This is a genomic window from Saccharopolyspora erythraea NRRL 2338 (genome assembly GCF_000062885.1).
In the GTDB taxonomy this organism is placed as follows: Bacteria; Actinomycetota; Actinomycetes; order Mycobacteriales; family Pseudonocardiaceae; genus Saccharopolyspora_D; species Saccharopolyspora_D erythraea.
The window spans coordinates 2,862,492-2,883,229 of record NC_009142.1 but is presented as its reverse complement, the minus strand read 5'-3'; the positions used below and the strand labels follow the sequence as shown (position 1 = coordinate 2,883,229).

Sequence of the window (20,738 nt, the reverse complement as noted above, 5' to 3'; positions counted from 1 at the left end):
ATGGTCGACACCGCCACCACCGCGGCAGCGCGGGCCACCGCCTCCCGCGCCCGCGTGGTCATCGCGGTGCTGCTGTTCGGCACCGTCGTGATCAACTACCTCGACCGCTCGAACCTCTCGATCGCGCTTCCGGCCATCGCCGAGGAGCTGGAGCTGTCCAAGGCCCAGCAGGGATTGCTCCTCTCGGCGTTCGGCTGGACCTACGCGGCGATGCAGATCCCCGGCGGTTGGCTGGTGGACCGGATCCGGCCGCGCGTGCTCTACCCGCTGTGCCTGGTGCTGTGGTCCCTGGCGACGCTGTTCATGGGCATGGTCGGCGGGTTCGTCGCGCTGATCGTGCTGCGGCTGATGGTCGGCGCGTGCGAGGCGCCCGCGTACCCGATCAACAGCAGGGTCGCCACGGTGTGGTTCCCGGAGCGGGAACGCGCCACCGCCATCGGCTTCTACACCTCCGGGCAGTTCATCGGCCTGGCGCTGCTGACCCCGGTGCTGTCCTGGTTGCAGGCGGCGGTGTCGTGGCACTGGGTCTTCATCCTCACCGGCCTGGTCGGAATCGTCTGGGGCGTGGTCTGGTACCTCGGCTACCGAGAACCGCGCGAGTCGCGGGCCAACGCCGCCGAGGTCGAGCTGATCCGCTCCGGCGGCGGCCTGGTCGACCTGGTCGACGAGCAGCCGAAGCGGGCCCGGATCACCCGCGGCGACCTGGCCACCGTGCTCGGGCGGCGCAAGCTGTGGGGCATCTACCTCGGCCAGTTCTGCCTGACCTCGCCGGAACCGCGTCAGGAACCGACACCGTCGATCCAGCCGCGAATGTGCCACAGCGCCATCGCCGGCCGGGAGACCGGGCTGCGCCGCGCGCACCAGCACCTGCACACGCCCGATTCCACCGCTAGCGAGTCAACCGGAAGCCGCGGTACCCCTCTGCCGCGACCTCGTCGCAGACCTGCCGGTACGCACCGACACCACCGGCATACGGCAGGAAAGTCCGTGGCTTTCCGGGGATGTTCGCGCCCAGGTACAGCGAATCCGCCTGCAGGTAGAGCGTCTTTGCGGCAGTTTCGTGGACGTGCTCGCTCCACTCGTGCTCAGCGGAGACCTCGTGCCACCCCGCTCAAAGGCTTGGCCAACGAAGGACAGTCGCGACCATATCCCCTGTCCGGCACAGCCCCTGTCGGCGATAACCGACAGGGGCTGTGCCGGACGTGCGCGGCTTCGGATCACAGCGTTCGGTTCAGTGTTTCTGGAGGGCCTTGAATTCTTCGATCCAGGCGTAGTTCGGAACGGCCGCGCCATCGGGATTCTTCTTGATGGTGGCCGACGCGAACAGGCTGTTCAGCAGCCATGGCGTGCTGTCCGGGCCGAAATCCGACCCCGACATGGCGGCGTCCTGGCCCACACCGTAGGTGGCCACGGCGAGCTTTCCGGTATCGCGAAACTTCTTCATTTGCTCGCTCAGGTAGTTCTTGTTGTTCTCAAACCACGGGCTGGTGCGCAGGAAGTCGTACCACCGCTCCTTCGGGAACGGCTCATTCAGCGCGCTCTTGATGACCTGCCACACCCGGGTACCCTTCGGGACCTTGTACTTGTCGGCGTACTCGGCGGACACCTGGTCGGCGAGGTGGTCCTTCCATAGCTGGACCAGGGAGAACTCGGTGGCGAGGAACTTCTTGCTCCCCAGCTTGGGCAGGATGTAGTCGAGGTATGCCTGGGCGCCGTTCGGGTCCGCGACGTGCGGGTGGATGTCGGTACCCTCGATCTCCGCCTTGCCACGGACGTACTTCATCCAGTTGTCGGTACCTGTTCCGGTCCATTTTGGATCGTCGAGGTGGTTTAGCGAGCCCATGTAGAGCACTGTCTTGCACTGCGGGAAGCTCTCGGCGCGGTACTGGATGATGTAGTCGGCAACGGTCTCGTAGAAGTCGTTGATCGCCCCGTTGTTCCAGTCGGCTTCCGGGCATTCGATGAACGGCTCGTTGCCGATCACCAGGATGTCGACCCTGTCCATCACCAGCGGCAACACCTTGTCGAGCCGCGCGAGGTCGGCCTTCATCGCATCCGTGCCGGGCCGCGGGATCTGCTTGTGGGAACGCGGGAAGTACGGGAACTTCAGCGACAGCACAGTCCCGTACTTGCGACCAGCGGCCTCGAGCAAGGTCTTGACCGCCGGGTTGTCGGCCGCGTTCTGTTTGTCCAAATCGGGCATTTCGGCAAAACCGCGCACCCAGGTCGCTCCGGCTTGCTGAAGTCCGTCCCAGGTCATGATGCTCGGGTCACCGTTGAAGTTCGCACCGAGAATGCCGTTCGGCGGCGGCGCGTTCACCTGCGGAACGTTCTGAGCGGCTTCACCGTCCCCTGCGCCGGGCGGCATGGCGGCATTGCCATCCGGCCGCGTGCCGCAGGCGGCCGTGCCGAAAATGGTGAGACCGGCCGCCATGGACAGTTCGAGCAGGCGGCGCCGGGACAGATGGTTCATGTCCCCGTTGGCGTTGCCGGACGCCACATTGCTGTCCATCGACGATGACCAGTTGTGTAGCACGGAGTGTCCTCCCAGGTAAATGACATCGCGTAGCCACCGTACGTGAGATCGCCACAAGCGCCCCTCTCCCGGACCGCATCACCGGCTCGGCTATGCGCATGGGCCGGGTGTGCATGTGCGCGACTCCGGGTCGGACAGCAGGGTCCGCACTCCTGACCCCGCGGCCCACCGCGCACCGGTTGGCTCCCCTTTTTGGGGCTCTCCGCGGCGGCATCCACAACGGCCGGGGTTGCCGCCGCACGTGGCTACCAGGTGCGAGACATTCCTTTGGTGCGCATCAGGAAGTCGGCCAGGAACGAGTCGTGCGGCACCCCGGCACCGAACCAGTGCGTCGGACGGTCGCCGACGTAGACGTTGGCGATGGTGGGCTCGTCCACAAGGGACTCGATCAGGTCGTCGTCGCGGGTCAGCGCTGTCAGGACCAGTGTGTCCCGCAGCGGACCCACCCCGTCGTCGGGTGACCACGAAGCGACCCACACGCAAGGAAATGGAAGCTCGATCCCGATCTGCTCGAACGCGCCCCGACGCGGCTGCAGCACGGCCGGCCGCAACGCCGCACTGCCGTCGCCGAGGTCGTCGGCCACGCCCTCGGACCCCAGGAACGCCGTGGCGGACCCCGTCTTCGTCCTCAGGAACGAGCTGAGTTTTTCCGCCTGCGCCGACGGCATCGTCGGCAGGACGGCATCGGGGTGGTCGGCGGGCAGGCTCGGCAGGCGCTCCAGGCGGGAGGCTATCGCCGCCGCCAGCGGTGCCGGATCGCCCTCGACGAGCACCGCGGTCGCGTTCACGCACGCGGTTCCGGCTTCTGCCGCGATCGAATCGACGATGACGTCGAGATGTTCCTGCCAGTCGACGTCACGGGTGATCAGGATCTTGGACCGGCCCGGGCCCTGGGTAAGCACGCCGGGGTCGCCGGAGTGCTTTCGGGCCACCTCCTCCCCGCCGTAGACGATCGCCAGGTCGGCCGCGGCGGCCAGCGCGTCCGAGGTGCGGTGGTCGGTGGGCAGCAGGGCTACCTGGTCGTCGCCGAACCCCGCTTCGCGCAGCGCCAGGACCATGCGGTGCGGGGTGAACGGTTCGTGACGCGACGGTCGCACGGCCACGCGGTAGCCGAGCGCGAGCGCCTCCAGCCAGTGGGAGTGAACACCCGGGTGGTTGCCCGCCGCGAGCACGGCCAGGACCTCACCGCGCCGGCACCACGTCGCACAACCGGGCAGAGTCGCATCGTTCTGCCAGTGCTCGACCGCTCCGTTCGGCAGAGCGGCCCGCACGTTGCGGCGGACGTCCCCGGCGGCCTGGTGAAGCACTCGCATCGAGTTGGCCACCATGGTGATCGGCAGCCCTGAGACCCGGCTGACGACCTTGCAGTACTCGTCGGGAGGCAGACCGCCGAGCACCGCGTTTCTGAACAGCTCGCCGGCGCGGGCGATCGACGCGATCCGCTCGTCGGCCGGGGCCGGTTTCGCTGCACGCAGGGCGGCGACGGTTCGGTCGGTGAACAAAGACGGAACCAGGCTCAGCTCCGCGACCGGCTCCCCGGACACGTCCGGGATGACCTCGTGGTTGAGGGCGTGGTACGAGCCGTTCGCGCCCAACGCGTCCAGGGCGAGCAGTGACCGGGTGCTCGACGTCATCAGTAAACCCCCACGTTGACCTGCTCATCCTCGAAAGCGGTCAGCGGTTCGGGATGTGCCACCGAGTCCCCGACCTGCCCGGCTGGAGCCGGGACTCTGATCGCCGTGTCGCGCTCCATGTTGTTGGGCAGGAACAAGGACTTGCTCAGGTGGGTGGCGACGACACGGCCGCGCTCGCCGCAGGGCACCGGTTCACCTGTCTGGTCGTCGATGACGCGGAACGTCGTGTGCAGCGGGTGGCCGTCGAAGACGCACGGCTCGTCGGGCCCCAGGCCGATCCGCTCCTTGGCGATGCCGATGTACATCGTGTTGCCATAGCCACCGACCATGGTGATGCCGGGGAAGACCTCTGTGCGGTAGAGCCTGCGAGTGTCGGCGTCCATGTGCGTGCCGCCCCACAGGATCGCGGAGACCTTCTCGCGCACGGCTTCCACCAGCTTGCCCCGTCGGCACAGCCGCTCCAGCAATGGCGGCGTGATCAGTAGGATCCCGATGTCCTGGGTCAGCAACAAGTGCTCAGCCTGGTCCACAAGGTGCTCGGCGTAAGCGCTCATCTGGTCGTGCCGGCCTTCGGCCGCGAGCTTTTTCACCCACCGCGGGTCCATGTCGATGGAGAACTTCACGCCGCCCATGTTGACCGCTTCGTAGTCGGTGAACCCACCGATGTAGTGCGGCCGTCCGGGCATCATCGACAACCAGTTCAGCCCCTGGGGAAGCCCTCTGCTGGTCAGGTCGCGCTTCTCGAACTCCAGGGTCCGGTCCCTCCAGTCCCGCATGAACGGCACCCGCTTGGCCGCGCCGGTCGTGCCGCCGCTCTCGTAGACATCGAGCAGCCGACCGCTGCTGCCGTACCCCTTCGGAACCAGGTCCTCCAGCTTGACCGTGCGCAGCGCGCTGACGACGTTGGGGAAGAGCTTCAGGTCGTCGAAGGTCTTGATGTCGACCAGCGGGTCGAAGTCGAACGCCTTCGCCTGTTCCAGCCAGAACGCAGAACCCGTGTCTTCGCTGAAATGCCACCGCATCCCGGCCTTGACGAACTCGTCGGGTTCGGGCGGGTCCCCCCACGGAAAACTGAGGATGGCGTCTGTATCGGGCATCGCGTTTTCAGGCATGGACGCCGCTTTCTCGTGAGTGCGGATTGGTTATGGCTGCGCGGGCATGGGTTGCTGAGTTCGGCGTGCCGACAGCGCTGTCCGCAAGTCGGTAGTTGAAAAGGTAGGAGCTCGTCCGCATTGGGCGGAATGAATCAAGCGCGAAAGGGCAGCAAGTGCGGCATGAATGGGCAGGCCGCGTCCGCGGGGTTCCCCGCAGGGTCAAACGCGAGGTGTAATCAGCACTGTTCGTGGCCCCGAACAGGGCTGCGTGCCGTAGGCGTGGTGCCGAGGCCGTGGAGCATTCGGAAGCCGACTGGGCGTGTCCGGCGTCACGAGCGCTGGGCGGTTCGGTCCAGCCCTCATGACTGACCCACCCTCGTTCGCACGTTTTTTCTTCCGATCGAATTGAAGCTTCATCTCGTTGCTCTCCATGCCCAGCACTGTCCGGGACCGAGCCGGAAATCTGCTGAAGTGACCGATCACAAAGGGAAATGGCAATGGAACAGGCAAGTACCGGCCAGCTCGGTCCGCTCCCCGAGTTCCTGCGTCAAGCCACCGATGAGGTGGAACGGATTGTCGCACCCAGCGGTGACAAGGTACTTCTGGTTCGCGGTTACGCGCTGGGGCGGCAGGTACTGACGGACAAGAGGTTCAGCAGGGCTGCGGCCGTCCAGCCCGATGCTCCGCGCTTCAACGACGCCCAACCCGTACCGGACTCGATGATGAGCATGGACGGCGCGAAGCACGCCAGGTTGCGGCGCGTCGTCGCCGGCACGTTCACCACTGGCCGCGTTTCGGCGATGGCACCGGCGGTCGAGCGCCTGGTGGACGAGCACCTAAACCGGGTCGCCGACATCGGCCCCGGCGCGGATCTCGTCGAGGAGCTCGCCGCGCCGCTGTCGTTGTCCGTGCTGTGCTCCCTGCTGGGCATTCCGCTCGACGACAGCGCCAGGTTCCGCGAATGGGTCGAGGTGCTGTTCGACATCACCGCCAGCACCCCGCGGGAGAAGGCCCGGCACCGCCTCGAGCTCATCGGCTATATGACCGACACCATCGAGCAGAAGCTGCAGCGGCAGGACGACGATCTGCTCACCACCCTGATCCGGGCCCACACTCAGGGCAAGATGTCCAGGCCGGAGCTGCTCACCCTGGGGCTCACGCTCCTCATGGCCGGATACGAGACCACGGCCGGGCAAATCGGCCTTTCGGTCCTTTCTCTGCTGTCCGATCGGGAAACGCACGACGAGCTGCGGGCTCACCCCGAGTTGCTGCCGGACGCGGTCGAGGAGTTCCTGCGGCTGACCCCAGCGACGCCGCTGAGCTTCCCGCGCGTGGCGGTCGAGCCGGTGGAGCTCAACGGCGTCACGATCCAGGCCGGTGAGGCCGTCGTCGTCTCTTTGCTGCACGGCAACCGCGACACCGAGGTCTTCGCAGAGCCCGGACAGCTCATGTTGCGGAGCCGGGACGCCGTCCACCTGACGTTCGGCCACGGTGTGCACCGCTGTCTCGGCGCGCCGCTGGCGAAGCTGCAGGTGCAGCTCGTTCTCGGCCGGCTCCTCGAACGCTTTCCGGCGCTGCGGCTGACTCCGGGCCCTGACTCGGTGGTCTGGAAAGACGGCCTGGCGACCCGGGGGCTGTCCCGGCTGCGGGTCGAGTGGTAGCCGATCCCGCCCTCCTGCGCAGAACAACCTCACCAAAGATCAGGGAGTAGTTGAGTGTCCGTCGAGAGCACTTCGACCCAGGCAGCGCCGTCCGGGGAGCCCATCGCGGTCGTCGGGATCTCGTGCCGCTTCCCGCACGCCGCGGATCCGACGGCATACTGGGAACTGCTCGTGCGCGGGCACGACGCGGTGACCGGAGCATCGCCGGAGCGTGCCGCTCTGGTGGGGACCGCTTCCGACAGTGAGCGTGCTGCCCAAGGGGCCTTCCTGGAAGGGATCGACCAGTTCGACCCCGGCTTTTTCGGCATCGCGCCCCGCGAGGCCGCGATGATGGACCCGCAGCAGCGGTTGATGCTCGAACTGGGCTGGGAAGCTCTGGAAGAGGCGCGCATCGTCCCGGCCGAGCTCCGCGACGGGGATACCGGTGTCTTCGTCGCGACGATGTCAGGCGACTACGAGGACCTGGTGCACCGGGCCGGTGGTGCCGCGGGGGTTACCCACCACTCCTTCACCGGCCTCACCCGCAGCCTGATCGCCAATCGCCTCTCCTACGTGCTCGGTCTGCGCGGCCCGAGCCTCACCGTGGACGCGGGCCAGGCGTCGTCGCTGGTGGCAGTGCATCTGGCCGTGCAGAGCCTGCGCAACGGTGAATGCGCCGTCGCGCTCGCAGGTGGCGTCGAGCTGAACCTCAGCCCCGAGAGCGCGGCTGTGGCCGAACGGTTCGGCGGACTCTCGCCCGACGGCCGGTGCTTCACGTTCGACGCCCGCGCGAACGGATACGTGCGCGGTGAGGGCGGTGCCATCGTCGTCCTCAAGACGCTGTCGCGGGCGCTGGCCGACGGCGACCACGTGCACGCCGTGCTGCACGGCAGCGCGGTGAACAACGACGGTGGAGGCAAGGGCCTGACCGTTCCGAACGAGGCGGCGCAGCGCGAGGTGCTGTTGCGCGCCTACCGGGCGTCCGGAGTGAGGCCCGCCGACGTGCAGTACGTCGAAATGCACGGCACGGGTACTCCTGTCGGCGACCCGATCGAAGCCGCCGCGCTGGGAGCTGTGCTCGGTGCCGCCGTCCGGCCGCACCGACCGCTTCTTGTCGGATCGGCGAAGACCAACGTCGGCCACCTCGGTGCCGCCGCCGGAATGGCGGGACTGCTCAAGGTCGTCCTGTCTGTCGAACACGGCCGGCTCCCACCGAGCCTCAACTACGTCGAGGCCAACCCGCTCATCCCGCTGGCGGAGCTGAACCTCCGCGTGAACGACGAGCTCGGTCGCTGGCCGGAGCCCGAACGCCCGCTCGCGGGCGTCTCCGCCTTCAGCGTCGGCGGCACGAACTGCCACGTCGTTGTCGGGGGCGCACCCAAGCAACCGAGCCCCACGCGGAGTCCGGACGATCGCGCCGCGTTCCGCAGCCCGACGCTGCCCCTGCTGCTCTCGGGACATGATGCGCAGGCACTGCGCGCCCAGGCCGGTCGGCTGCGCGACCACCTCGACGCGGACGACCGGCCCGAGGCTACGCTCAGCGATCTGGGGCACTCCCTGGCCGTGTCGCGTACGGCGCTTCGCCACCGGTCGGTCATCCTGTCGGGCACTCGTGCCGAGTTCACCGCCGGGCTGGGCGCGCTCGCCGCAGGACGCCGCACGGCGGCCCAGACGACTTGTATCGCCCGGAGGCGGGACCGGATCGTGTTCGTCTTCCCCGGGCAGGGGTCGCAGTGGACAGGTATGGCGGCCGATCTACTCGATACCTCGGACGTGTTCTGTGCGACCATCCGGGGCTGCGCCGATGAACTCGCGCCGCACATCGACTGGTCGCTGGAGGAGGTACTGCGTGGCGCGCCTGGTGCGCCCTCGCTGGACCGCGTCGACGTCGTGCAGCCGGCGCTGTTCGCGGTCATGGTCGGCCTCGCCGATGTCTGGCGCTCCTTCGGCGTCCAGCCGAGTGCCGTGCTGGGCCACTCCCAGGGAGAGATCGCGGCGGCGTACGTGTCGGGGGCGCTTTCCCTCGCCGACGCCGCCCGAGCGGTCGCCCTGCGCAGCAGGGTCATCAGGTCTATCGCGGGCCAGGGCGGGATGGCCTCGGTCGAGCTTTCCGCACGGGAACTGACCGACCTGCTCGCCCACGACGACAGGCTGGGAATCGCGGCGGTCAACGGCGCGCGGTCCGCGGTCGTCTCCGGCGATGCCGACGCCGTGGACGCTCTACTCCGACGGTGCGAGGCCGACGGCGTCCGTGCACGACGGGTGCCCGTCGACTACGCCTCGCACTCCTCGCACGTCGCCGCGATCCGCGATGAGCTCCTCGCCGCCCTGGCTCCGATCCGCCCGCAGCCCTCCTCGGTCCCGTTCCACTCGACGGTTACCGGACTGGAGATGGACACCACTGAGCTGGACGCCGACTACTGGTACCGGAACCTCCGCGAGAGCGTCGAGTTCGACCGGACCGTCCGTTCGCTGGCCGACCACGACGGCTTCATCGAGATCAGCCCGCACCCGGTTTTGACCATGGGCCTCCAGCAGACGCTGGAGGAGATGGAGTCGAACGCGGTGGTGCTGGGATCGTTGCGCCGTAACGAGAGCGGGCCGAACCGAATCCTGACGTCGATGGCCGAGTTGCACACCAGCGGCGGGAGCATCGACTGGCGGCCGGTCTATCCGCCGGACGCCTCGGTGGTCGACCTGCCCACCTACGCGTTCCAGCGCCGGAGTTACTGGCTTACCCCGGCCGCCTCGCCGACGACGGCGGACGCCGGTGGCGACCCGGTGGCCGCGCAGGACGACGCGGGCGAGCAGACCCATCCGGACACCGCCGCGGTGAGCGGATACGACTTGATGGACCTGGTGCGTTCCGAAGCCGCCGTGGTCTTGGGGCACGGCTCGGCCGCCGAGATCGACCCCGCGACGTCCTTCAAGGGCCTGGGATTCGACTCCGTTCTCGCGGTCGAACTGCGCAACCGGCTGGTCGCCGCGACCGGTCTCCGGTTGCCGACGACGCTGCTCTACGATCGCCCCTCGCCGCGGCAACTGGTCTCCTTCCTCGAAGCGGAAATGTCGGGCGCCGGCTCGGCCCCGGCACGGGCGACAGGTGCTCAAGCCGGTGAACCCGTGGCGATCGTGTCGATGGCATGCCGCTTCCCGGGTGGGGTCACCACGCCGGAGGAGCTGTGGCAGCTCGTGCTGGCCGGCGACGATGCCCTGACCGGCTTCCCCGGAAACCGCGGTTGGCGTCTGGACACCGTCCTCGCCGACGAGCCCGGCAGCCCGAAGGGCACCTACTGCCACGAAGGCGGTTTCCTGCACGACGCCGACCAGTTCGACGCCGAGTTCTTCGGGATCAGTCCCCGCGAGGCCGCGAGCATGGACCCGCAGCAGCGAATGCTGCTCGAAACCACGTGGGAGGCCATCGAGCGGGCCGGCATCGACCTGGCCACCCTGCGGGGTTCCCGAACCGGGACCTACGTCGGCGCGATGGCGCAGGACTACGGTCCGCGCTTGTACGAAGGGGACGACAAGTCCGCCGGATACCTGCTCACCGGCAACTCCCCGAGCGTGATCTCCGGCCGGGTCGCCTACACCTTCGGCCTGGAAGGGCCCGCCGTCACGGTGGACACCGCGTGCTCGTCGTCGTTGGTGGCGTTGCACCTGGCCGTGGAGGCGCTTCGCCACGGCGAATGCGAGCTGGCGCTGGCCGGCGGCGTCACGGTGATGTCGAACCCGGGCATCTTCGTGGAGTTCGGCCGCCAGCGGGGCTTGTCGCCGGACGGCCGCTGCAAGGCGTTCGCCGACGGCGCGGACGGGACGGGCTGGGCCGAGGGCGCCGGTGTGCTGCTGCTGGAGCGGTTGTCCGACGCCCGGCGCAACGGGCACGAGGTGCTGGCCGTGGTACGGGGTTCGGCGGTGAACCAGGACGGTGCGAGCAACGGCCTGACCGCGCCGAACGGTCCCTCCCAGGAGCGGGTGATCCGGCAGGCGCTGGCTGTCTCCGAGATTTCGGCCGCCGATGTCGACGCCGTCGAGGCGCACGGCACCGGCACGAGGCTGGGCGACCCCATCGAGGCGCATGCCCTCCTGGCCACCTACGGCAAGGACCGAGACAGCGCGCACCCGCTCTACCTGGGTTCGCTGAAGTCGAACATCGGCCATGCGCAGGCGGCCGCCGGTGTCGGTGGCGTGATCAAGATGGTCCAGGCGATGCGGCACGGAGTGCTGCCGCGGACTCTGCACGTCGAGGAGCCCACCTCCCACGTGGACTGGAGCTCGGGCGCGGTGTCCCTGCTGACCGACACCGTGCCGTGGCCCGACCGTGGACGTCCACGGCGCGCGGGTGTCTCGTCGTTCGGGATCAGCGGGACCAACGCGCACGTCATCCTGGAACAGCACCCCGCTGAGCCGGAGGAGCGGACCTCCACCGCCGTCGACGTGCCGGAAGCGCCCTGGCTGCTTTCCGCTCGTACGGACATCGCGCTGGCAGAGCAGGCGCGGCGGCTGGGGGCCGCCCTGACCGAACACCCCGACCACCGCGCCGGCGACGTCGGGTTCACGCTGGCCAGCGCGCCCACGCGGTTCGCGAGAACCGCCGCGGTGGTGGCCCAAGGCAGGCAAGCGCGACTTCGGGCCCTGTCCGCCCTGGCCGCTGGAGAGCCTTCCGCCGACGTCGTCCACGGCCTGACCGACGGCGCCGCCGGGACCCGGACCGCGTTCCTCTTCACCGGCCAGGGCAGCCAACGCCTGGGCATGGGCCGTGAGCTGTACGAGACGTGCCGGCCGTTCGCCGAAGCCTTCGACGCCGTCCGCGCCCGCATCGACCCGCGGCTTCCGCATCCGCTCAAAGACGTGCTCTTCGGCGAGTCAGACCGCGCGGACCTGCTGGACCAGACCGTCTTCGCGCAGGCGGCGCTGTTCGCCGTCGAAACAGCCCTGTTCCGGCTGTTCGAGCACTGCGGGCTCACCCCCGACTACGTGATGGGGCACTCGGTCGGTGAACTCGCGGCGGCACACGCGGCAGGTGTGCTCACCCTCGATGACGCCTGCACCCTGGTCGCTGCCCGAGGCAGGCTCATGCAGGCCGCTCCCGGCGGAGGCGTCATGATCGCTTTCGAGGCGGGCGAGGCCGAGATGCGCGAGGCGGTCGCCGCGTACGAGGGCAGGCTTGACCTCGCCGCCGTCAACGGGCCCGCCTCCGTGGTCGTCTCCGGTGACCAGAGTTCTGCGCTCGAACTGGCCCGTTCGTGGCGGGAGATGGACCGCAAGGTCACGCAGCTCAAGGTCAGCCATGCGTTCCACTCCGCGCACATGGACGGTGTCCTCGAGGAGTTCGGCCAGGTGGCGGCGAGTTTGAGCTACGCAGCCCCGCGCATCCCGCTGATCTCCAACGTGACGGGCGAGGTCGTCTCCCGCGAGGAGCTGGCATCCCACGGCTACTGGACGCGTCAGCTCCGTGGCACCGTCAGGTTCGCCGACGGAGTCCGCACCCTCCAAGACGGGAACGTCACCACCTACCTGGAGTTGGGTCCGGGCCCGGTAGTGGCGGCCATGGCCCGCGCGTGCCTCGACGAGACCGACGCCGGCAGTGCGAAGGCCGTCGCCGTGCTCCGCAAGAACCATCCCGAAGCGCACGGGTTCGCAGCCGCGCTCGGTACCGCTGCCTCGCAGGGCGCGGTTTTGGACACCGAGCGCCTCTTCCCGGGTGCGCGACGGATTTCCCTGCCCACATACCCCTTCCAGCGCCGCCGCTACTGGCTCGGCACCCAGGTCGGGACCGCGGACGCGGCGGGGGTCGGACTCAAGGCCGTCGACCACCCGCTGCTCGGCGGCATGACGCAGCTCGCCGAAGGGGACGGCGTGCTGTTCACGGGCCGTCTCTCGCGCCATACCCACGCCTGGCTCGCCGACCACGTGGTCGGCGGCACTGCGCTGCTGCCCGGCACCGCCATCGTTGAGCTGGCGTTCGCGGTGGGTGACCGGCTCGGCTGCGACCGGTTGCGGGAAGTGGCGATCGAGCAGCCGCTGGTCATCCCCGTGGACGGGGCCGCTCGGCTGCAGGTGAAGGTCGGCCCCGCGAACTCGGCCGACGAGCGCGCGATCGCCGTGTACTCGCGTTCTGAGATCGGCGACGGAGAGCGGTCCCCGGACACCGAGGGGTGGATCAGGCACGCCACTGGCGTACTCACTGCCGACGACCGCCCCGACGCTACCGCTTCAGACGTCTGGCCTCCGCAAGGCGCTTGTCCCGTCGAAACCGACGGCCTTTACCAACGTCTGGAGGAGATCGGTTACGCGTACGGACCTGCCTTCCGGGGACTCGGCAGCGTCTGGCAGTCGGCCGGTGATCGGTTCGCCGAGGTGTCGTTGCCCGCTGAACACCACGCCGAAGCCGCCCGATGCGGCATCCATCCCGCGTTGTTCGACGCGGCGCTTCACGCGCTGCTGATCGACGACCAGCACGGGGAGACCACGGGTGTCCGGCTGCCGTTCTCCTTCGGCGGCGTGACCCTGCACGCTTCAGGTGCGACCACGCTGCGCGTCCACTGGACTTTGACCGGAACCGATCGCGCATCCCTGATCGCCACCGACGCCGCCGGTGCCCCGGTGCTGACCATCGAAGATGTGGTATTGCGGCCGCTTCCCGAGACCGCGGTCTCGGGACCGGACGCCACACGGCACGACGGCGTGTACACCGTCGGCTGGAGGCAGCTACCGAACGCCGGAGCCGATATCTCCCCGAAGACGGCCGGCCGGTGGGCGCTGATCGGTGCCGACCCGCTGGGCGTGCGGGAAACGCTGGCCGCGGCGGGTGCTGACGTCGACAGCCATCCGGACCTCGATGCGCTGGGGAGCGCCATCGGCGCGGGCGCGGAAGTCCCGGACCTCCTTATCACCGAGTGCGTGACCGCACCCGAGCACAGCGCCGACCCGGTGTCGGCGACGCACACCGCCGTCCCCGACCAGCTCGCGGTGGTGCAGCGCTGCCTGGCCGACGAGTGGCTCGCCGACACTCGTGTCCTGGTGCTCACCAGTGGCGCAGTGGCCGTCACCGGCGCCGAGGACGTCCGGGATCTCGCGGGTGCCGCAGTGCTGGGGATGCTTCGCACGGTCCAAAGCGAACATCCCGACCGCTTCGCACTCGTGGACGTCGACGGTGCCCGGCTCTCGCCCGAGGTCCTGGCCGCCGCGGTTACCGCCGACGAGCGACAGCTGGCCCTGCGCGACGGGCAGGTGTGTGCGATGCGCTTGCGGCGCCGGACGGATGCGCAGGTACGCACGCCCGGCGAGTTGGACCCGGACGGCACCGTTCTCATCACCGGCGGAACCGGTGGGCTCGGCGCACTGCTGGCCCACCACTTGGTCACCCGGTACGGCGTGCGGCACCTGCTGCTGACCAGCCGCCGTGGCGGCGCCGCCGAAGGCGCGTCGGAGCTGGCCGCCTCGCTGACCGAAGCCGGCGCGCGGGTTTCGATCGCCGCGTGCGATGTCGCGGACCGGTCCGCACTCGCCGAACTGCTGGCGGCCATCCCCGCCGAGCACCCGCTGACCGGTGTGATCCACACCGCGGGTGTCCTGGCGGATGCCACGGTGGAGAACCTCACCCCCGAAAGCGTGGCCGACGTGTTGCGTCCGAAGGTCGACGCGGCCTGGAACCTGCACGAACTCACTCTGGAGGCCCGGCTGTCGGCCTTCGTGCTGTTCTCCTCCGTCGCGGGTCTGCTGGGCAGTCCGGGGCAGGCCAACTACGCCGCGGCCAACTCCTTCCTGGACGCGTTGGCCGGGCACCGCCACGCCCGCGGGTTGTGCGCCACCTCCCTGGCCTGGGGGCTCTGGGCGTCCGAGGGGAGCATGGCCGGGGCGCTGGCAGAGGCCGACATCACCCGCTGGAGCCGCCGCGGTGTCACCGCGCTGTCCACCGACCGCGGCCTGGAGCTGTTCGACGCGGCTCTCGCCGGTGGCGAGGCCCTGCTTGTGCCGGTCCAACTGGATCTGGCCGAGCTGAACGCGCCGGACCGCCGCACCTCCGCACCGGCGCTCCTGCGCGATCTCGTCCACCCGGCGCGACGCCGTGCCGCGTCGGTTGACACCGGGCAGGCCACGTCCTGGCCGGCGCGCATGGCCGCGCTTCCAGCCGGCGAACGCCGGCGCGCGGTGGCGGAACTGGTCCGCGCGACGCTGGCCGACGTCCTAGGGCTGGACGGCGCCGCTCCCGTCGACCCCGGTACGCCGTTCAAGGATCTGGGCCTGGATTCGCTGGCGGGCCTGGAACTGCGGAGCCGGGTCGGGTCGGTGACCGGCACCCGGCTCACCGCCACCCTGATCTTCGACCACCCGACCCCGGCCGCCCTCGTCGACCACCTGCTGGCGGAGGTCGCCGGCACGGCGGGCGAGTCCGCGTCCGGCCAGGTCACCGCCTCGGGCACCGCGGTGCCCCTGCCGGCTGCCGCCAACGATGATCCGATCGTGATCGTCGGCATGGCGTGCCGCTACCCGGGAGGCGTCCGGTCGCCCGAGGACCTGTGGCGCTTGGTCGAAACCGGTACGGACGCCATCGGCCCCTTCCCCACGAACCGCGGCTGGGACGTCGAGAACCTCTACGACGAGGATCCCGATCGTCCGGGCAAAAGCTACACGCGCCACGGCGGCTTCCTTTACGACGCCGACCGGTTCGACGCCGAGTTCTTCGGGATCAGCGCTCGCGAGGCCATCGGCATGGATCCGCAGCAGCGACTGCTGCTGGAAACCGTGTGGGAAGCAGTGGAGAACGCGGGCATCGCCCCGACCGCTCTGCGCGGGACCCGTACCGGGGTCTTGACCGGCGTGATGTACAGCGACTACCTCTCGCGCCTGCGCACCACGCCGGAGAGCACCGAGGCGTACCGCTTCGTCGGGAACTCGCCGAGCGTGGTCTCGGGGCGGGTGTCCTATGCGCTGGGCTTCCAGGGCCCCGCGATCACTGTGGACACGGCGTGCTCGTCCTCCCTGGTGGCCCTGCACCTGGCCGCGCAGTCCCTGCAACGTGGCGAGTGCGGGCTCGCGCTGGCCGGCGGCGTCACCGTGATGTCCTCACCCAACACGTTCGCGGAGTTCAGCCGTCAGCGGGGCTTGTCACCGGACGGCCGCTGCAAGGCGTTCTCGGACGCCGCGGACGGCACCGCGTGGAGTGAAGGCGTGGGTGTGCTGCTGCTGGAGCGGTTGTCCGACGCCCGGCGCAACGGGCACGAGGTGCTGGCCGTGGTACGGGGTTCGGCGGTGAACCAGGACGGTGCGAGCAACGGCCTGACCGCGCCGAACGGTCCCTCCCAGGAGCGGGTGATCCGCGACGCGCTGGCCACGGCGCGACTGGCGCCCGCCGACGTGGACGCGGTGGAAGCTCACGGCACTGGTACCCGGCTGGGCGACCCGATCGAAGCGCAGGCGCTGCTTGCCACCTACGGCGTTGAGCGCGACAGCGCGGAGCCGCTGTACCTGGGCTCGCTGAAGTCGAACATCGGTCATTCGCAGGCGGCCGCGGGCGTTGGCGGCGTCATCAAGATGGTCATGGCGATGCGGCAGGGTGTGCTGCCGGGCACGCTGCACGCCGGCAAACCGACGTCCCATGTGGACTGGAGCGTCGGCGGCGTGTCGCTGCTCACCGAGGCGACGCCCTGGCCGCGGCGAGGCCGCCCCCGCCGGGCGGGTGTCTCGTCGTTCGGGATCAGCGGGACCAACGCGCACGTCATCGTGGAGCAGGCACCCGCCGGGCGCGCCGTCGAACGGCGGAATCCGCAGCCGGTCGGGCCGCTGCCCTTCGTGATCTCGGCACGGGGCACGGCGGCGCTGGAAGCACAGGCCGAACGCCTGCGGCCGGTCGCGGCCGCGGCCGGACCGGACTGGGGCACGGACCACTTCGACCTGGCCTACTCCCTGGCGATGACCCGAGCGGCGCTCGTGGACCGGGCCGTCGTGCTCGCGTCCGACCACGACGGCCTGCTGAGCGGGCTGGAGGCGCTGGCGCGCGGTGAACGGGTGCCTGACGTGGTGACCGGAAGCGCGGACGGGTCGTCCCCGGCCGCCTTCCTCTTCGCCGGCCAGGGCAGCCAGCGTCCCGGCATGGGCCGTGAGCTGTACGAGACGTACCCGGTGTTCGCCTCGGCGTTGGATGCCGTGTGCGAGCGGATGGACCAGCACCTCCAGGTGCCGCTCAAGGATCTGATGTTCGCCGGCGAGGGCACCGCCGAAGCCGCCCTGCTCGACGAGACCCGCTACACCCAGCCGGCCCTTTTCGCCTTGGAAGTCGCCATGTTCCGGCTCGTGGAGAGCTGCGGGGCCATCCCCGGCTACCTCCTGGGCCACTCCATCGGAGAGTTGGCCGCCGCCCACGTGGCGGGCGTGTTCACCCTCGACGACGCCTGTGCGCTCGTGGCGTCACGGGGCAGGCTCATGCAGTCCGCGCCGCCGGGCGGCGCGATGACCGCCATCGAGGCCAGTGCCGAGGAGGTCCTGCCCACCCTCGCCGGCCACGCGGGGAGCGCCGTGATCGCCGCGGTCAACGGTCCGCGCTCGGTCGTGGTCGCCGGCGACCGGCAAGCCGTGGCCGACGTTGAGCTGCGGTGGAAAGCCGAAGGGCGCAAGACCACCCGGCTGCGCGTCAGCCATGCGTTCCACTCGCCGCACATGGACGCGATCCTCGATGACTTCCGCGCCGTGGCCAGCGGCATGACCTTCGGCGAGCCCGCCATCCCGATCATCTCCAACATCACCGGGCAGCCCGCCACCGCCGCCGAACTCGCCGACCCGGAGTACTGGGTCCGGCAGTTGCGCGAATCGGTGCGCTTCCACGACGGCATCACCTTCCTGCGGCGCCACGGGGTCGGTGCGTTCATCGAGCTCGGTCCCGGTGGCACGCTCAGCGCGCTGGTGCGCATGTCGTCAGCCGACGAGGACCACGGGGCCGCGCCGGCCATCCCCTTGCTGCGTGGCGGTCACCCGGAGGCCGGGAGCTTCACCGCGGCGTTGGCCGGTGCCCACGTGAACGGAGTGCCCGTCGACTGGTCGGTTCTCCTGCCCGGCGGCCGTGCCGTACCGCTGCCGACCTACGCCTTCCAGCACGAGAGCTACTGGCTCCACGACGACCTGGCCCAGGCCCCGGCCGCGAGCGCATCGGGCGGGCATCCGCTGGTCCCGGGTTCGGTCGAGCTGGCCGGCGGCCAAGGCTGGCTGTTCACCGGGCGCCTCGGCCTCGACACCCACCCGTGGCTCGCGGAGCACAGCGTCCAGGGCGCAACTCTGCTACCCGGTGCGGCCATCGCGGAACTCGCCCTGTACGCCGCTGGACGGGCCGGCGACAACCAGGTGGCGGACCTGACGTTGGAAGCACCGCTGGCGCTCGACGACACCGTGGACGTTCAGCTCGTGGTGGGGCCGGTGACCGCGGGCGGTGTGCGGTCGCTGACGCTGCACTCCCGGCCCGCGAACTCGCCGGAAGGTGACTGGACCCGCCATGCCGTCGGCACGTCGGGTGGCGGGCAAGCCGCTCCGGCCGATGTCGCGGACCTGGCCGTATGGCCACCGCGCGAGGCGACCGCCGTTCCCATCGACGATCTCTACGCACGCCTCGCCAGACGGGGTTATGAGTACGGACCTGCCTTCCAAGGGCTGCGTGCGGTGTGGCGCGGGGAATCGGACGTGTACGCCGAAGTAGTTCTGCCGGAGTCGCTGAAGTCGCGCAACGACGGCTTCCTGCTGCATCCCGCCGCTCTTGACGCCGCACTCCACGCACTTCTCAGCGGTGCGCTCGGCGACGACGGACGCCTGCTCGTGCCATTCGACTGGAGTGGCCTTACAGTGCACGGCACCCGCGCTACCTCGCTGCGGATACGCCTGCGCCGGCTGGCGGCCGACTCCTTCTCCCTGCTGGTCCTCGACGAGTCCGGCGTTGCGGTGCTCAGCGTCGAGTCCCTCGCGCTGCGCGAGATTCCCCGGACCGCGGCGCACCGCGACTCGCTGTTCGCACTGACGTGGAAGCCGTGGCGGGCAACGGTTCCGTCCCCGAGGTCCGCCGGCTCCTGGGCGGTCGTGGGGACCGACCGCACCGGGGTGGCCGACGCGGCGCGTGCCGCGGGCAAGAGCGTGAGCAGCTATCCGGACATCGAAGGTCTGCGGAACTCGGTCGACCGGGGTGCGCCAGTACCCGAACTCGTTGTCGCGGTGGGCATCGGGGACGACACGACCGGCCAGGCCATGCCCGCCGCGGCGGGCCACGCGAGCCGCGCCGCACTGGAACTGGCGCAACGCTGGCTCGCCGTGGAGCGCTTCGCCGGCTCCCGGCTCGCGCTGCTGACCACCGGTGCCGTAGCGGTGGCCGAAGACGAGCGAGCGGATCTCGCGCGTACGCCGGTGTGGGGACTGATCCGATCCGCACAGGCCGAGCATCCCGGCCGGTTCGCGCTGATCGACACCGACGGCCTAGCCGGGTCGGGACCGGCTCTGGTCGAGGCACTGGCCTCCGGCGAACCACAGCTCGCGATCCGGGCGGGAACGGCGTTGGTGCCGGCACTGCACCGGTCGCCGGCCGTCCCCGGCGGTGCGTCGCCGTTCGACGAGAACAGCCACGTGCTGGTCACCGGCGGCCTGGGCACCCTGGGGCGGTTGATCGCCCGGCACCTGACCGGCGAGCACGGTGTTCGGCGCCTGCTGCTGACCGGACGCCGAGGCATGCGCACACCGGGTGCCGAAGAGTTCGCCGCCGAGCTGGCGGGCGAAGGCGTGCATGTGACCATCGCGGCGTGCGACACCGCCGACCGCGCGGCTCTGGCCGGCTTGCTGGCAGCCGTCCCGGAGGAGCACCCGCTGACCGGGGTCGTGCATTCGGCGGGGGTTCTGGACGACGCGGCGATCCACACGCTCACCCCGGACCGCCTGATGGGCGTACTGCGGCCCAAGGTCGATGCCGCGTTCCACCTCCACGAGCTCACCCGCGAGATGGAGCTGTCGGCGTTCGTGCTCTTCTCCTCGGCCGCGGGGCTGCTTGGCACAGCGGGACAGGCCAACTACGCCGCGGCCAACTCCTTCCTGGACGGCCTGGCTCAGGCGCGCCGCGCCGAGGGACTCCCCGCCGTGTCCATCGCGTGGGGACTGTGGGACGGCGAAGGCGCGATGACCTCCGGGCTGGGTGATGCCGAGCTTCGGCGCCTGGCGCGGTCCGGTGTACGCGCCCTGTCCGAGCGGGAAGGACTGTCCCTCTTCGACGCCGCGTGCGCCGCTGTCTCGCCTGTGCTGGCCGCCGCCCGCCTGGAGCTGGCGGAGCTCAAGGCCGATACCGCGCCCGTCGTCCTGCGGCCCTTGATCCCAAGGCCGCGTGACCGGGCCGCCGCACCCGCGCGGGAGAAGCAGTCCGAGGACCTGCGGGCGAAACTCGCCCGCGCGCCGGAACGAGACCACCGGTACCTGCTGGTCGAGTCCGTACGGACGCAGGTGGCGGCCGTGCTGGGCGTCGCTTCGAACAAGCTGACCGCCGACTCCCGGTTCCGGGACCTGGGCTTCGACTCGCTGATGTCGATCGAGCTGCGCCGCGCACTGACCGCCGCGACCGGCCTCGCTCTGCCCTCGACCCTCGTCTTCGACTACCCGACTCCGGGCGCGGTGGCGGATCTGCTGCGCACCGAGCTCGCCCCCGGCGGACGGACCGAGCAGGAAGACGAAGCCGCCGCGGCGGGCTCACCGGCGCAGGCCGACTCGGAGGAACCGGGTGGCACCAACCTGATCGACACGATGAGCAGCGACGACCTGGTGCGCATGGCACTGGGTGACAGCGACTCCTGATCCACCCCGAGCCGAAAGTTACGGAGCA

The 20,738-nt window shown here is 70.0% G+C and carries 6 protein-coding genes; 3 read left to right on the top strand and 3 right to left on the bottom strand.

Going from position 1 to position 20,738, the window contains the following annotated elements; all coding sequences use genetic code 11:
- On the top strand, positions 1-1,254 hold the full coding sequence (locus SACE_RS39155) for an MFS transporter (protein WP_011873768.1): 1,254 nt from the start codon (positions 1-3) through the stop codon (positions 1,252-1,254).
- Here the strand turns inward: SACE_RS39155 and SACE_RS12820 are convergent.
- From SACE_RS12820 to SACE_RS12810, 3 genes are all read right to left on the bottom strand, one after another.
- Positions 1,232-2,512: a hypothetical protein gene (locus SACE_RS12820; RefSeq protein WP_021341469.1), complete on the bottom strand. Its 1,281-nt coding sequence runs from the start codon at positions 2,510-2,512 to the stop codon at positions 1,232-1,234. The two genes, SACE_RS39155 and SACE_RS12820, sit on opposite strands and share 23 nt — an antisense overlap.
- Positions 2,513-2,781: 269 nt before the next feature.
- Positions 2,782-4,170, bottom strand: a complete 1,389-nt coding sequence (locus SACE_RS12815) for an aldehyde dehydrogenase family protein (protein WP_009948598.1) — start codon at positions 4,168-4,170, stop codon at positions 2,782-2,784.
- Positions 4,170-5,267, bottom strand: a complete 1,098-nt coding sequence (locus tag SACE_RS12810) for an acyl-CoA synthetase family protein (protein WP_021341468.1) — start codon at positions 5,265-5,267, stop codon at positions 4,170-4,172. The genes SACE_RS12815 and SACE_RS12810 overlap by 1 nt, the downstream gene beginning before the upstream one ends.
- A gap of 494 nt (positions 5,268-5,761) precedes the next feature.
- Between SACE_RS12810 and SACE_RS12805 the strand changes: the two genes are divergently transcribed.
- A complete protein-coding gene (locus tag SACE_RS12805; protein ID WP_009948601.1) occupies positions 5,762-6,925 on the top strand; it encodes a cytochrome P450 in 1,164 nt (387 codons plus the stop codon).
- Positions 6,926-6,979: 54 nt separating this feature from the next.
- Complete coding sequence (locus SACE_RS12800; protein ID WP_011873765.1) at positions 6,980-20,710, top strand: type I polyketide synthase; 13,731 nt, start codon at positions 6,980-6,982, stop codon at positions 20,708-20,710.
- Positions 20,711-20,738: the final 28 nt, after the last annotated feature.